Here is a 15,443-nt window from a genome sequence, read left to right as displayed (position 1 = left end):
TGATGGTAGGGGTAAATAATCATAAAGACAATTAAAATGTTTATTTTTTAATTTTAAATATTATAAAAAATAATGAAACTCATTTTCGTTGTTTTTGCTTTTGGTTATTTTATTTACGATAATGTTATTAAGTTTGTTTTTGTCTAAAAAATTATTTTAGCGAAAAACATGAGAAAAGGGTATACGTATTTTTTAATGTTTTCATATGTAAAAATTTATTTTAATAATAATATGTAAATATACGTATATTGATTTAATGGGATTATTAAAATATAAAGTAATCATTTAAAGTGTATTATTCAAAAAGTCTTTTTAATCATTTGGTTAGTTGTGAAAATCCAGTAGTTGTATTTATATTATTATTTAATTCATGGAACAATTTACGTCACTTGATAGGTCTAACCTATCGTAAGTGGTTTGTTCGATCGAAATAAACTTCTTTAATCGAATATAGATAAGAGTTAGATTACATGCAAATAAAGAGTATTTAATTATCTAATAATTTATTTCTATTTGGTTTTTCATTTTTTTTATTCTGATAAATACTTGCACTAGAGAGATTGTTTTATGGTTTCACAAGAAAAAGAACATTTTGATGTGATTAACTCTGAAATTGGTGAATTTATAAGAATGATTAGAATAAAAAAAGGGTTAACGGGAGCTGAGCTTGGTAAATTAATAGGTGTAAGTCAACAGCAAATTTCACGGTATGAAAGAGGTTATCATACACTCTCATTATCAGATTTTACATTTATACTATCAGTGATGAATGTGTCATTTTTAGACTTTATTTCATATTCGTCATTCTTTAAGTCTGATGATTGCCATATAACGCCAAAAGACTACATGTTATGAAATGATAACCTATTTCTGTTTAAAGAATCTTTATAGTATAGATAAAAGTTAAACTAGTTTTAGCTGTATTTTCTTTCTAATATATTAAATTAACCTATTAGCTTTATAGCTAATGAGGATGGACTTCGTGAATTTTTATGTATTAGAAAGTGTTTTATCTAAAATGCTTTCTAATACAGATATGTTTATCTGTGTTGAGTAATTAAATAGTCTTAATTTTATTATTCAATTTATAATTAAACTTAAAACATCGATAGGAAATAGTATGAAATTAAATAAAGCTATGGCTGTATTAGCAGCGGCTATGTTAACCACATCTTTCGCTTCACTTGCAGACGTTAACTCAGGCACCGTGACTTTCAAAGGTGAAGTTCGTGATACTCCTTGTAACCTAGATGCGGGTCAAGGCGGTACGGCAACGGTTGTTGATTTTGGTCAGCTATCTCTAAGCCAATTAAATGCGGGCGATTCAAAATACAAAAATTTTGAATTGAACCTGAAAAATTGTTCTTTGACTTCTATTGACGATACAGATCCACAAAACCCAGTCACAGTTACTAAGACCGCAACGATTACTTTTGATGGTGTTAGCAAAATTGCAGGTCAAAATCTTTTAGCAACATCAGGTAGCGCAGCAAACGTTGCAGTTGGTATCCAAGATATTACTTTTGGAACCCCTGCGGCACTGAACCTACGTGATGGTGATAATACATTGACTTATTCTGCTTTCGTTAAGAAGGTGGGTGCTAATGCTGTAACAGCAGGTGATTTCTCAACGATCTCTACTTTCGAAATCGCATACCAGTAAGTTATACAGGCTCCTTCACTATTAGGCGAAGGAGCCTATAATTTGAAAAATTAATACTATGAAAAGCTTGCTGATTATTACTCTGTTATTCTCACCTATTTTCAGTATGCCAGTCTTTGCTGCAATGAATTGGGGACAGGCAACAGTAAAAGGAGAGGTACTCGCTTCTGGTTGCTCAATTCAATTGACGAGTAAAGACCAAATTATTGATTTTGGTGCCTATGCCTTAAGCAAGTTAGAAGAAAATAAGATAAAGAAACCATTTAAAATAATTTTAAATAATTGCCAATTATCAAATTCTTACTTCAATGATGAAAAATCGCCTGTACGAATAAAGTTTACAGGTCCAGCAACAAATAATTTTAATGGCTTTAAATTTAATGATGCCGATGGTTTAGCTATTTATATATTAAGTGGAAACGATGTTGTTAAACCTAATCAATACTACCCAATTTATAAATTAAAAAGAATATCCGGGAAAACAAAATCGATTAATGAACAGCAATTAGACTTTTTATCTGAGGTTATTGTTGTTGATAAGCTAAAGCCTCAATTAGGAGAATTCTCAAGTATCATTACATTTGATATCGATTACTATTAATCTAATGAGTATTTATGATGTTATCAACAAAAGAAAAAATAACGATATTCATGGTATCGATGCTTTGTTTGACTAAAGTGTCTTACGCTGTAGAGTTTAATACCGATATACTTGATAGCGAAGATAAAGCTAACATTGACGTCTCAAGATTTAAAAATCCTAATTTCATTCTACCGGGAACTTATTTCTTTAACATCATTATAAATAGTACTCAATTGACGCAGTCTACAGTTCCTATTCAAATTATTGGTGATAGTACAGATGCCTCTGTCAGTGATGTGTGCATTGATAAGTCATACATTAATAGCTTAGGTATTAAAGAAAAGTATATTGACCAATTAACCTATTGGAATGATGGGGCGTGTATTGATTTTTCGGCATTAAAAGGGGTCAGTGTTGTCCCTAATTTATCCGAAGGCACTGTGACGCTGAATATACCACAATTATATCTCGAATATATGGATAATAACTGGTTACCGAAATCATTGTGGGATGAAGGTATCAGTGGGTTGTTATTAGACTATAATGCAAACTATCAATATAGTGATCGGGATAGCTTAAAGAATCAGATTGCTTCCATTAGTGGATATCTTGGCGCCAATATGGGAGCATGGCGCCTACGTAGTGAATACTATGGTAATTATCAAAGACAAAATTCCAATGGTAAAACATCGACAATACGTAATTTTTTATTTAATGCCATTTATTTATATAGAAATATAAAAGCGCTAGATTCTAAATTAGTGATTGGTGAGAGTACAACCCCCTCACAAATTTTAGAGCCAATTAAATTTACAGGATTATCATTATTCACTAATGATTCCATGTTACCACCAAGGTTACGTGGATATGCACCAGAGATAACAGGTATAGCTAAAACGAATGCACGAGTTGTCATTACACAACTTGGACGTGTATTGCACGATGGAAATGTACCTGCTGGACCATTTAAGATTCAATCATTAAACAGTGGAACTTGTGGTGAGCTTAACGTAAAAATTATTGAGCAGGATGGTACTGAACAACAATTTACAGTGAGTAGTTCGAATGTTCCGTATTTAACGCGTCCGGGCACCACACGATATAACGTATCTGCGGGGCAACCGACAAAAGTGGATCATTCGGTATATCGTGGTGTGTTCTTTTTTAGAGCAGAGGCTTCTCACGGTTTAAATAACAATTGGTCGTTAAACGGTGCAACAGATATTAGCCAAGGCTATCAACAGGTTTCATTAGGTGTTGGTCGTTTTATGAATCGGTTTGGTGCACTTTCTGTGAACATTACGCGTTCGTTCGCACAATTAGATCATGATAGTCCTTCAGGTAACTCATACAGTGTTAATTACTCGAAAACATTCGATGACTACGATATGGACTTAACTTTTGCAGGGTATCGATTTACTGATAGAAAATACTATACATTATCCCAATATTTAGATTTAAGAGATGATAGGGTTGTTGATAGCGAAAAAGAACGTTATCAAATAACGCTTTCTAAGCGCTTAGGTGAGTTTAATATAAACTTAAATTATCAATTGCAACAATATTGGGATAGAGGTCAAACTCATCAATATGGTCTTAATATAGGTAAAAGTATCAATCTTCCTTACTTAAAACTACAGGGAGGAAGCATTACATTATCAGCAAATAGAAGCTATTATCAAAATAAATATGATGACCAAATTAGCTTAATGCTTTCTGTGCCATTTGGTAAGCAGTTTTATACTTTTGATACAATGAAATATAACGATACTTATAATTCGCGTGTTTCAGTGTCTAATTTAACAGATGATAATGACTACTATAATATAAGTGCATCGACAAGCTACGGTAAAGATGCCAAAAAACAAAGTACACTTGCTGGAATGTATGATTTACCGACACGCTATGCATCTATCAATAGTAATATGTCTATCTCGGATAAAGGGGATAGTAGTTTAGGCTTAGGACTCAATGGTGGGGTGACATTAACGCAACATGGTGTAGCTTTACACAGTTCATCATATTCTTCTGCCTCAAGGTTAATGATAGACACAAATAATATCGCGGATGTTCCTTTAAATAATGGTACAACCGTGACGAATGGATTAGGTATTGGCGTTATTCCTAACATGACTAACTATTATAAAAATAGTTACAATGTGGATATGAGTAAATTACCAGATAATATTGAATCATCAAATACAATTTATGATATCGCCTTAACAGAAGGCGCTATTGGATATAGAAAAATAAGTGCAGATAAAGGTTTTAAATTATTTGCAACGATTAAAATGTCTGATAACTCAGGGGCACCACCATTTGGTTCTCAGGTATTAAATGAAAAAGGGAGAGAGGTCGGGATTGTAAGCGATAATGGATTAGTTTGGTTAACAGCGGTTCAATCAGAAGAAAAGTTAAATATCAACTGGTCTAATAAAATACAATGCAGTACGACCTTACCAACCTTAGATAATGTAAATCAAATTATTTTAATTTGTGAGAAATAGAGAGTTTTTATGAAATATAAGTTATTGTTAATTCCACTATTATTTATAGCACATAACAGCATGGCCGCGGTTTCTCTTGATAGAACAAGAGCGATAGTAGAAGGGAGCTCTAATCCAGTTATTATTAATATTGAGAATCAAAGTGATACTTTGCCCTATTTAGCTCAGGCTTGGATTGATGATAAAGATGGTAATAAATTAACAACAGGGCCGTTAATTGCAACACCATTGGTTCAACGTTTGGAACCAAACGTAAAAAGTATGATTCGAATCTCGACGACGGATGTATCTCAGTTACCGAAAGATAGAGAGTCTGTTTATTACTTTAATTTAAGAGAGATCCCGCCTAAAAGTGATAAACCGATTGTTATGCAGGTCGCATTACAGTCAAGAATTAAATTATTCTATCGCCCAGAGGCGATTTTAGATAAGGCAAAAACCAATTGGGCTTTAGATTTAGAATTACAATCTGTCAGTAATGGTTATGTGGTTAAAAATACATCACCTTTTTATTTGACCGTGATAGGCTTAGCCGGTGATAGAAATAAGTCAGAAAATGGTGCCTTTGATTCGTTTATGATCGAACCTTTTGGTTCTTATCAAGTCAAGACTGCTCATTTTCAAAAGCCTTATCTTACTTATATTAACGACTATGGCGGAAGGCCAACAGTTTCATTTAACTGTGATGCATCCGTCTGTAAAGCAGATAAACAATAAATTTCAGAGCTAACAAAGTGAGAGTACAATGAAGTATTTTTATTTAGTGTTTTACACTTTATTTATTTCATTTAGTAGCATGGCCACTCAGTATGAGGAAAACAATTATTTTCCTTCGAATGATGTGACATCTGCAATGAAGATGAATGAATTAAGTGGAAAACTGAATTTTAAAATAAGTTTAATGTACTCTCCGTGTGTCATTTTAGCTAATGAATATGTTGGAAGTTTCTTTTTTATTGAGTTAGATAAATGCTTGTTTAATGATAATAATATAAAAATTCCATTACAGGCAAAAGCGAAAGTGTTTGAAGGTAATCAGCAAGTGATGGCATCTCAGAAGCTATTCTCAGGTAGAAATAATGTTTATCTACAGACTAAAAAAATTAAGGGTAGAGCAGTGATTATGGAGCTAGATTATGATTAAAAAAATACTGGTCATATTACTTAGCTTGATGGTATCTCCCGCTTTTGCCAGTGAATTGGTTATTAATTTTAATGGTAATTTAGTTGATAAAAAGTGTGAAATTAAACAATCAGATATAACAGTTCAATTCATACCTTATTCATTAGGCTATATTGAAATCGGTGGCAATATCTCGGATAAAAAATCATTTGCAATTGAATTTCAAAATTGTACGCCAACACTGATGAATAAGATTATAAAAATTTCATTAGACTCTACTAATGTATATAGGCGAAATGGCGTTGATTATTTGAAAACGCAAGGTGGAACCGGTCTCATTGTCGGCCTAGAAAGCATGAGTGGAGAGCCTATATCATTTAATCAACCTTTAGAAGTACAGGTTACTAATGATAGTAAAGCAGAATTAGTTTTAAATGCATTTTTAACTAAAGGTGATTTCGCTAAACCTGGCACTATTCATGGCACAGCAAGTGTTATGGTTAATTATAATTAATAAGAGGAAATAATATGATAAAGACAAGACAGCTACTCTTATTATTATTGTTTCTATCCAATTGGAGTCTTGCCGCTGATTTTAATAGCGGTCGTGCAGATGTCAGAATAAATATTAGTGCAACGATTGTTGCTCCGGTCTGTACCGTTTTAGGCAATAATAATCAATCACCCTTGTTTGTGAACTTTGATAACATTGATTTTTCTGACGTAGAGAGTGGAACTGCTTATCAAGATATTCAACTTAAATATAACTGCGCTGGTAGTTCAGTACCCGCTAACAAAGTGATGAGCTTATATTTATATCCGACAAAATATGGCATTTATACACAGGTAGGTAATAATGTATTACGCACATCAAAGGAGGGATTAGGAATTTCGTTGACAAAAGAAAATACTAATCTTGATTTAAATAAGTGGATCCCTTTTGGGAGTAATGAGCTAGAAGGCTCATTTATTCTTCGTGCATCTTTAATTACACCTGATAAATCACTATTAACTGAAGGTAGCTTTGACAGTACGGTGGCTATTTTGATGAGTTATTTATAATCTGAATTAGGTCTTATGATGAAAAAATTTTTTTCTTTACTACCGGTCGTATTATTTGCTTTTTCAAATATTAGCTCCGCTGGAGACCCTGATGATTGGACTGTCATGGGATATAATGGCACTCAGTTTACCGCAAATACAACTTGGACAGGGGCTAATTTTAATGGTGTAAACTTAACGTTGAATGCCATTTTAAGTAGCTCTGGCGGGAGAATGACAGAATATGCTTGGGGGACTCGTGCCTGTGCTCCTTATGGTGGTTCTCCTAATTCAATTAACGTGCAGTATGTTATCGTACCAAATACAGTGAGATATGTTGATCCTGTAACGCGGAAGGCATTTGATTTTAGAATTGTTTTACCTCAATCTTTGGGATCAATTTCGGGATATCCTAATGCTCAATACGCAAAAATAGGTCAAAGTGCAGGTAATGTCGGGCGTGCAACGTGCAATTCAGTACCTTATACACCGATGGCTTTTAGTGGGCAAACGGCAGTAACTTTAATTAGTAATACAAATTTACCGATTAGAAGTACACCGCATATTATTCAAGTGGATACAACTTTGTTTGGGGTAAGGAATCCGGAGGTACCTAGTAAATGGTTAAGTTCTGTTGCGCTAATCCAGCCTAAAAACTCAGCAAGGTTAAACTTTTATGTCACGGTGGTGAATACGTGTCGAGTCGATAAAACTCAATTAGATTTTAATTTTGGTACATTACCTCAGTCATTAGCAGAAGGTAAAAATTTGACTAAAACAATAACGGTTAGTTGCACTCATCCCGGCAATATTAAAATGACTTACCGACCATCAAAACCAATTGATAGTGCTAATCCAACTCGTACTAGTTTAGATTTAGGTAACACGTCATCGGGTTGGTATGGTGAGCTATCCGTGGATAATAAAAAACAGTTAATTACCACTTTACAAGGCATTACAAATAAAACATTAGATATTGGTATGACATTAGGAAAAAATAGGGCTAATGCATCGGTAGGTAATATGAGTGGTGGTGGTGTATTAATTTTTGAGTATATTTAATTTGAATTACGTTTGGCGATGGTGAAAATCAATGGATTGATTTTTACCATTTTTTATTGATGTTAACACGCATAATGAGTCATTATACGTGTTAATATATGCTTTGTTTTATGATTCTCTTCATCTTCTGAGTTCACTATCACCATTTTTAATTCTCAAAATAATAAGCATCAATAATAATGAAATTAATCGTTTGATTTCCTATATCAACCTCGTAATCAATTAAATATTGATTGATTCTGTCTGTTCGATGAGTTCGTGAATATGCGCCATGACTGAGTTGATAGAAAAATACCACTCGTTTTATGCGTATTTTGTTTGTTGAAGTATTTTAGTTGTTCTCCTATGATGAACTATAATTTAAATAAAAGGATAAAGTTATTGAATATAAAATTAAAATAATTCAGTGTTTTCTCTATAGAATAGTGAGTTGAGGAACCGTGGTTCAAGTCATCTATAAACGTTTAATAAAATGATTAAAGGTATAAGATGTCCTCTATTTTAAATGTTCGATTGTTTTGTTTTTTGGGATGCTGTTACTTATGATTAATGAATGAGTGAAGCTTTAGTGGCGAAATGTTAGAGAGCGAGGGTATGTATATGGAAACAGCCTTGAGCTTTGAAATCAGTGCTATGTCTAAAATAGATAATACATTAGAACATTTGCTAAAAAATACTGAAGAGCTAACGCCCTTATTCTATACAGTGAATACTGAGATAGGTAAAACTGAATGGCGAGATACCTATAATACGTGTTGTGAATTAAAGAACCTTACTCATGTAAATGTGGTTCCTCATATTGCGATTAATAATAAAGATGAATGTGAGTTATGTTTTATTATTGAAGAGTATTTGAAGAATGATATAACAGAATTGTTTGTTATTAGGGGGGATAGACACCGTTTTGATGAGGAACTCCCATTTAATTATGGCATAGAACTTATTGATTTTATTCGGAGGAGATACCCTGAAGTGATGATAAAATCCAGTATTTATCCTGATTATCACAAAGAGAGTATCATACCTGAAATAGAAATTGATTGGCTAAGAAAAAAATTGCAATTAGGCGTTACAGAGCTTATTAGTCAATTATGTTTGAATAAAAATGCATTTTCTTATATGAAAAAGCAATTGGGGAATGATATTCCTATCACAATATCAATGATGCCTATGCTTAACTTTAGTTTTATTGAGTCGTTTTTTAAAAATAATGCGATCGATTATCCATTATGGATAAAGAAACACATAAGGCCGAGTAATATTAATAACCATAGGGCATTTGGTATTCAGCTTACTCAATTTCTCATCGGAGAGTATATAAAAGAAAACAAGCGATTGCATTTTTTTACATTAAATAATGCACAGATGGTCAAAAAGCTATTTGATAAATTGAGATGAATCATCTGAATATCGCTGATAGATTGAACTATTTTTTCCAGCGAAATTAATATTGGTTTTATCCCGACAACAATAGGGGATGATAATCAGTTTTAATTTTATCCTTGTTAGGCTAATTCAGTATCAATGAGGGTATGATAATGTTAAAAGTCGATTACAATGCGTACCGTTCAATAAAAGGTTTTAATCGTAGAGTAAGGTTTTTAGTCATGCATTACACTGCTTTGAATTTTCAAGGTTCAGTTAATGCATTATCAGGAAATGCCGCTGTAAGTGCTCATTATTTAGTTCCCGACCCAACAGATAAAATGTATACAGATGCTGGGTTTAAGGAGATGAGAGTCTTTAATTTAGTTGATGAAAATGAAAGAGCTTGGCATGCAGGCGTGAGTGCATGGGCTGGTAGAACTAACTTGAACGATACTTCGATAGGTATTGAAATTGTTAATGAAGCTCAAGATAACAACGGGAATTTTCTTTTTCCGCCATATAATGAAGTGCAAATTGAAGCAATCAAACAATTAGCATTAAATATTATCGAACGTTACCCTGATATTATTCCTACCAATATTGTCGGGCATGCGGATATTGCACCTGATGGGCGTAAAAGTGATCCCGGTGCAGCGTTTCCTTGGAAACAACTTTATGATGCAGGAATTGGGGCTTGGTATGATGAGGCGACTAAATCTTGTTATATGCAGAAATATAACGGGGGATTACCAGAAAAAGCAGAAATTTTAGAGAAGTTAAAACGCTATGGGTATGACGTTTCAAAAGCGAATACAGATAATGGCTATAAAATGTTAATTCGAGCTTTTCAGCTTCACTTTAGACCAGAAAACTATGATGGTATTGCGGATGTTGAGACGGTTGCGATCATTTATGCCTTAGTTGAAAAGTACTTCCCTTAATGTAATTACGTTAGTTGAATAACAGGACTTTGCCTAATACTTCATTGAGTGTGATAGTGAACGTATTTATTTAAGAATGAAATGCATTGGTGTTCAATCCTATTTGGAGAGCAATGTAATAGGGGCGTTGCCAATGCATTTACTCCCAGTTGTATTATTAAATAAACAAATAATTATATGGTTAATGAATCAAATATATTGGTTTTTCCATGAATTTATTAAGGGCTGTGTCTAAGCACTCACAGCATCTTTTCTTGGCGAATAATAAAACCGGATGAAACCAGTTCTGTGCGGTTGCTGACATTCGCCTTAGTAAAAATATTGCGTAAATGGGTTTTCACCGTAGACAGTGAGACCCCAAGTTGCAAAGCGATACGTTTATTGCTTGCGCCTTCTCGGACTAAGTGAATGATCTCTTGCTCCTTCGGGGTATAAGAAACCAGAGAATCAGGCAAAATGTCAAAAGTCATTAATTCAGCAATAGGTAAAATCGCGTTAAGCCGCATAACTTCTTGTTGTTGAAAGGGAGCATCCCGCAATACGGAGATCCCTGCGATGATCTTGTTTTTACGACGGATAAAAATCTCTGCCATATCTGTAATATTATTTGGCCTCATAAAGTCGTTATAAAACTCTTGGCTTTGTTGTTTCATGTCAGGTGCCATTCTGACTAATCGTAAATCATCACCTCGGAATTTATCGGGGTGTAACGGATCTAACTGATAAAAATGCTTTAAATAATCTTGATGCATACGTGAGCTAATACCATAGAGCACATGGTTATCAGGCTGCCAAAAATCATCCACCAAGTAATAAACGGATGCCGAAACAGGAATAATATGAGCAATTGTGTTCAAGCAACAGTTGATTAATGTTCGCTGGTGGTAGCACAAAGGGGGTGTCTTCATCATATTACCTTCCGTAGTGGGTCCAATCATTATCATGCAACTAATTTTTGTTAACATAAAATAAACATGTTAATAACGTGAGCTTGATTACAATATTTAAACTTCATCGGTGATAAGCCAACTCACTCAATTCGCCAATCTGTATCTTTCGTTACTACTTTATTAACATATTAATAATCTAGCTGTCTGTTATTTGTTGATTTTTAATGTGTTATTTGTTTTTTTTGCAATTTATCCGGTACTTTTCGCGGCTATCCCCTTTATTCCCTCCCCCTATGGGTATCGTCCTTTAGGACGATAGCGGCAAGATTATGCTTATTTCTATAGTGGCAATGCAGTCACTCTATTTTTACAAAAAATTCACAATCATGACTGTGTTCTGAGAAAGAGAGGGAAGCAAAATGAATATATCCTCAAAATTAACCTCACATATTGAAAAGGGGAAAGTAGGGTTTCCAACGACCCTAGCTAGCTCTGTGGGTGTAATTATGGCAAGCCCTGTCATCTTGACGGTGACAAGCGGTTTCGGGATCGGCGGTGATACTTTTGCGTTAGCCGTACTGCTGAGTTTTATCATGATGCAAGCTCAGTTGACGACATTCTCTGAAGCAGCGGCGATTTTGCCAACATCAGGTTCTGTCTATGATTATATTTCATGTGGTATGGGGCGTTTTTGGGCAATTACGGGGGCATTATCAGCCTATTTGATTGTGCATGTGTTTGCAGGAACGGCGGAGACAATTCTGTCGGGTATCATGGCATTGGTAAACTTTGAAAGTCTCAATACCGTGATGGAAACCAGTAATACTTCTTGGATGGTTGGGGTTGGCTTAGTGATCACATTCGGCCTACTCAATGCCTTTGGTATCGAAGCTTTCAGTAAAGTGGAAGTGGTGCTCACGTTTGCGATGTGGAGTACTTTAGTCATATTTGGTATTGCCGGATTATTAATGCCATTCCATGCATCAGCTGAAGGCTGGTTTGGTCTTGGATTAAATATTTCAGACCCAACACTCGTGTTAAGCTTTGTGGGGATGGCGATGTTTATGTTTGTCGGTTGTGAATTGGTCACACCGATGGCCCCTGAAATTAAAAATTCAGCAAAAGTTATTCCTCGCGCCATGGCAACGGGGCTGTGTGGTGTGGCTTTTTGTATGTTCTTATTTGGTGCTTCAATGACACACCAAGTTGAAAACATCATTGTTGATCCCGCGAACAATGTTAGCTTGTTAGAAACACCAATGGCGATCCCTGCTTTCGCGGGGCAAGTGTTTGGGGATATTGGTAAATATTGGATTGGTATTGCGCTGTTATTAGCGGGTGGTGCAACGATTAACACATTGATGGCGGCGGTGCCACGGATCCTTTATGGTATGGCTCTTGATGGCGCATTACCTCGCATCTTTGCTTACCTGCATCCACGTTTTAAAACACCAGTATTTGGTATTTTTGTGGCGGTGATGATCCCTTGTCTACATACTTTCGCGATCCAAGGTGATTTAGACCGGATCATTCCATTAGTTTTAGCGGCAGTATGTTCTTGGGGAACGGCGTATTTGTTGGTGACTATCTCGGTTACTCTATTACGTATTCGTCGTCCTGATTTACATCGCGCTTATCGTTCACCGTTTTTCCCACTTCCACAAATTATTTCTAGCGTCGGCATTATCTTGGCGATTATTTATATTACGCCGCCGGGAATGAATAAGTCTGATGTCTACATTCCTTTTATTATTATGTTAAGTCTGACAGCAAGTTACGCTTTAATTTGGACTGTCTTTGTGCAGAAAGTAAATCCATTTAAACCTGTTCCAGTTGAGCAAGTGCTATCAAGCACCTTTACTGAGGAAGAGTTGAAGGGGGTGAAAATTGAGCCACTACGCAACCTCGCCTAAGGGCAACATTTGGCAGCGTTTAAATAAAAAACGGTTGCCAGCAGGTTATCAACAAGGGTTAACCTTGAATAGGGTAGAGCGTGATATTTTACCGTATCAATGTGAATGGGGAGCTCCAGGGGAGCTCCTAATACACCCGCAGGCGTCATTGACTATTCGAGTGACTGAACGTGTTAAAACCTTATTTATGGCGTTTATTGTATTTAGCCGTTTTTCTGTGACAGGGCGCTGTGGTTCAGCTATCAATGCAAAAATTACGGTGAAAACCCGCGGGAGCTTAAAGCAAAAACATGTTCATTTCATCTCGAAGGATGAAGAAGGGCAAGCCGTCGTTAATTTATTGAAAGAGTACCCCATTATTGCTCAAACACTTGAAGAGTTAGACTTTAATTATTTTCACTTAGTGATCAAAGATGGGGTTTGGCATTGTGAAATAGAGCCTTTTACCGCTTCCGAGATGGTGTGTCGAATGCCAGCAATCCGCCGTTATTTACGTTTAACACCAGAACAAAGGCACCGCCTATTAAGTGCATTGCAATTATTCCAGCAATTTATGGAAAAACATTATGGTAATCATTGAGTTTGAAATGTTAATTTGATAGTAATGTTTGCTATTGAAACTCTTTCTCAATGGAAATGGATGTGAAATCGTTACCGTTATTAGGCTGTATCTTACTTTCATCGGCAGCTATGGCAGCCGTTCCAGATTGTATTCGCTTGGATGAATTATCTCCTTCTATTGAGGGGATTCATAATAGCGAAGGTCATAGCTGTTTGCTGGTTGAAATCTCAAATAAACAGTACATTCGCCAAGAGGGGGATGGTATTTCAGAAGCTGTGCTTTCAGGGAATGATAAGCAACCCATTCGCGTGTTAGTACAACATTTACCACAAACAGAGCCGCATTCTGTCTCTTATATTGTGCCCAAGCAGGGGCAATATTACCTCAATTTACAAGGTGCACCGGAGCAGCCTTGGCATCTCAAATTTAATTTAACTGACTATCAACCATTAGTGATTGAAGCGGAACATAAAATTGATAGCCCTAAATTACAAGCTTTACTTGATGCACATAAACAAGAGAAAACGACAGACGCTTTTTGGCGAGAGGTAAAAGCACAGGGAACCCCCTTAGTTGAAGAGTATAAAAAAGGACAAAAGAAGGTCACTTTTTTATGGCGTGGTGCAACCGCTAATGCTTATATTTTAGGTGCGCCTTCAGGGAATCATGAAACCATGGCCCATATCCCGAATACGGATATCTGGTATCGCACTTTTATCGTTCCGAAAGACACTTTGTCACAATATAAAATCGCCCCTGATGTGCCGAAAGTGACAGAAGGTGGGTTCGCGCAACGCAAAGCGATTTTGGCGACGGCACAAGCCGATCCATTCAATGCGCATGGGATCCCGTCATTTGCGACGGATCGCTATAATCGCTTTTCATTATTGTCATTAGCGCCAGAAAAACGTCAATGCGACTTTGCCAAGATTGAGGGGCACCAACGTAAAGGCCGCTTAGAATCATTTAATTTTCACAGTAACCTGTTAAATAATGATAGGCAGATTTATCTGTATCGCCCTGCGGTCGCAATGAGTAAGCCATCGGTGTTGGTATTATTAGATGGGCAAACCTACTTGCATACATACAAAATGGCTGACTTTTTTGATAAGTGGATGTCGGAGGGCGCAATACCACCAATGTATGTGGTGTTCCTTGATAGCATTAGCTCCGAGCGCCGCAACGTCGAGTTACCACCAAATCCTGATTTTCCGAAGATGCTGTCAAAAGAGCTGATGCCTGTCTTAGCAACAAAAGGCATCCAAGCACCTGCACAGTCAACCATTATTGCCGGATCGAGTTATGGAGGATTAGGCGCGACTTGGAACGCCCTCTCACATCCTGAATTATTCGGCAATGTACTCAGTATGTCAGGCTCTTATTGGTGGGCACCTAAAGGAAAAGAGCCTGAGTGGCTGATCCGTGAAATAGAGCAGATGTCGAAAAAACCATTGCGTTTTTACCTTGAAGCGGGGCTATTTGAGCAACGTGGTAGTTGGGGCGGTATCATTCAAAATCATTATCGATTATTGGATGTATTGAAGCATAAAGGTTATCAGGTGGAAGCGACTGAGCTACCAAGTGGACATGATTATGTCTCTTGGTGTGAAACGCTCTATACAGGAACTCGTTACTTAATGGCGGAACCACCGAAACAATAGTGTCATTTAATTGACCCAAAGAAAAACAATAATGGAAGCAGCCACCGTGTCGTTAGGCTGCTTTTTTTATTCTTAATGACAATGATCTTTTTTTCGACATAAAAGCGTCATGCAACTGTCATCTGACTC

The 15,443-nt window shown here is 36.0% G+C and carries 15 protein-coding genes; 14 read left to right on the top strand and 1 reads right to left on the bottom strand.

Features of this window, described 5'->3' with window-relative positions:
* Positions 1-567: 567 nt before the first annotated feature.
* The 11 genes from PR699_RS09735 (at position 568) to PR699_RS09685 (ending at position 10,288) form a co-directional block, all read left to right on the top strand.
* Entirely contained in the window at positions 568-855 is a 288-nt protein-coding gene (locus PR699_RS09735) for a helix-turn-helix transcriptional regulator (protein ID WP_004926536.1), read from the top strand.
* Between the two features lie 265 nt (positions 856-1,120).
* The gene (locus tag PR699_RS09730) at positions 1,121-1,663 is read left to right on the top strand and encodes a fimbrial protein (RefSeq protein WP_004926539.1); all 543 of its coding nucleotides are present in this window, start codon (positions 1,121-1,123) and stop codon (positions 1,661-1,663) included.
* Positions 1,664-1,721: 58 nt separating this feature from the next.
* A complete protein-coding gene (locus PR699_RS09725) occupies positions 1,722-2,264 on the top strand; it encodes a fimbrial protein (RefSeq protein WP_004926542.1) in 543 nt (180 codons plus the stop codon).
* Between the two features lie 14 nt (positions 2,265-2,278).
* Positions 2,279-4,753 (top strand): fimbria/pilus outer membrane usher protein, encoded by a 2,475-nt coding sequence (locus tag PR699_RS09720; protein ID WP_272572888.1) that lies wholly within the window; start codon positions 2,279-2,281, stop codon positions 4,751-4,753.
* A 9-nt stretch (positions 4,754-4,762) separates the two neighbouring features.
* On the top strand, positions 4,763-5,470 hold the full coding sequence (locus PR699_RS09715) for a molecular chaperone (protein ID WP_014656845.1): 708 nt from the start codon (positions 4,763-4,765) through the stop codon (positions 5,468-5,470).
* A gap of 28 nt (positions 5,471-5,498) precedes the next feature.
* A complete protein-coding gene (locus PR699_RS09710; RefSeq protein WP_014656844.1) occupies positions 5,499-5,897 on the top strand; it encodes a hypothetical protein in 399 nt (132 codons plus the stop codon).
* A complete protein-coding gene (locus tag PR699_RS09705; protein ID WP_004926555.1) occupies positions 5,890-6,390 on the top strand; it encodes a fimbrial protein in 501 nt (166 codons plus the stop codon). Before PR699_RS09710 ends, PR699_RS09705 begins: the two co-directional genes overlap by 8 nt.
* Positions 6,391-6,404: 14 nt before the next feature.
* The gene (locus PR699_RS09700) at positions 6,405-6,938 is read left to right on the top strand and encodes a fimbrial protein (protein ID WP_004926558.1); all 534 of its coding nucleotides are present in this window, start codon (positions 6,405-6,407) and stop codon (positions 6,936-6,938) included.
* Between the two features lie 18 nt (positions 6,939-6,956).
* On the top strand, positions 6,957-7,979 hold the full coding sequence (locus tag PR699_RS09695; RefSeq protein WP_014656843.1) for a PapG chaperone-binding domain-containing protein: 1,023 nt from the start codon (positions 6,957-6,959) through the stop codon (positions 7,977-7,979).
* A 600-nt stretch (positions 7,980-8,579) separates the two neighbouring features.
* Positions 8,580-9,377, top strand: a complete 798-nt coding sequence (locus PR699_RS09690; RefSeq protein WP_014656842.1) for a methylenetetrahydrofolate reductase — start codon at positions 8,580-8,582, stop codon at positions 9,375-9,377.
* A 140-nt stretch (positions 9,378-9,517) separates the two neighbouring features.
* A complete protein-coding gene (locus PR699_RS09685; protein WP_014656841.1) occupies positions 9,518-10,288 on the top strand; it encodes an N-acetylmuramoyl-L-alanine amidase in 771 nt (256 codons plus the stop codon).
* Positions 10,289-10,527: 239 nt separating this feature from the next.
* Here PR699_RS09685 and PR699_RS09680 read toward each other — a convergent pair whose 3' ends face one another.
* Entirely contained in the window at positions 10,528-11,199 is a 672-nt protein-coding gene (locus PR699_RS09680; protein WP_014656840.1) for a LuxR C-terminal-related transcriptional regulator, read from the bottom strand.
* 398 nt (positions 11,200-11,597) lie between these two features.
* Here PR699_RS09680 and PR699_RS09675 point away from each other — a divergent pair, with 398 nt between their 5' ends.
* The 3 genes from PR699_RS09675 to PR699_RS09665 are packed head-to-tail and all read left to right on the top strand — an operon-like array spanning position 11,598 to position 15,314.
* Positions 11,598-13,091, top strand: coding sequence for an APC family permease (locus tag PR699_RS09675; RefSeq protein WP_014656839.1), 1,494 nt, complete (start codon positions 11,598-11,600; stop codon positions 13,089-13,091).
* Complete coding sequence (locus PR699_RS09670) at positions 13,066-13,671, top strand: DUF3156 family protein (RefSeq protein WP_060560948.1); 606 nt, start codon at positions 13,066-13,068, stop codon at positions 13,669-13,671. The genes PR699_RS09675 and PR699_RS09670 overlap by 26 nt, the downstream gene beginning before the upstream one ends.
* Before the next feature lie 56 nt (positions 13,672-13,727).
* Positions 13,728-15,314, top strand: coding sequence for an alpha/beta hydrolase-fold protein (locus PR699_RS09665; protein WP_237713179.1), 1,587 nt, complete (start codon positions 13,728-13,730; stop codon positions 15,312-15,314).
* Positions 15,315-15,443 lie beyond the last annotated feature (129 nt).

Origin of the sequence: Providencia sp. PROV268 (assembly GCF_028477805.1) — a bacterium.
GTDB lineage: Bacteria > Pseudomonadota > Gammaproteobacteria > Enterobacterales > Enterobacteriaceae > Providencia > Providencia stuartii.
The sequence above is the reverse complement of the archived record's forward strand: the minus strand, read 5'-3'. Positions and strand labels throughout refer to the sequence as shown.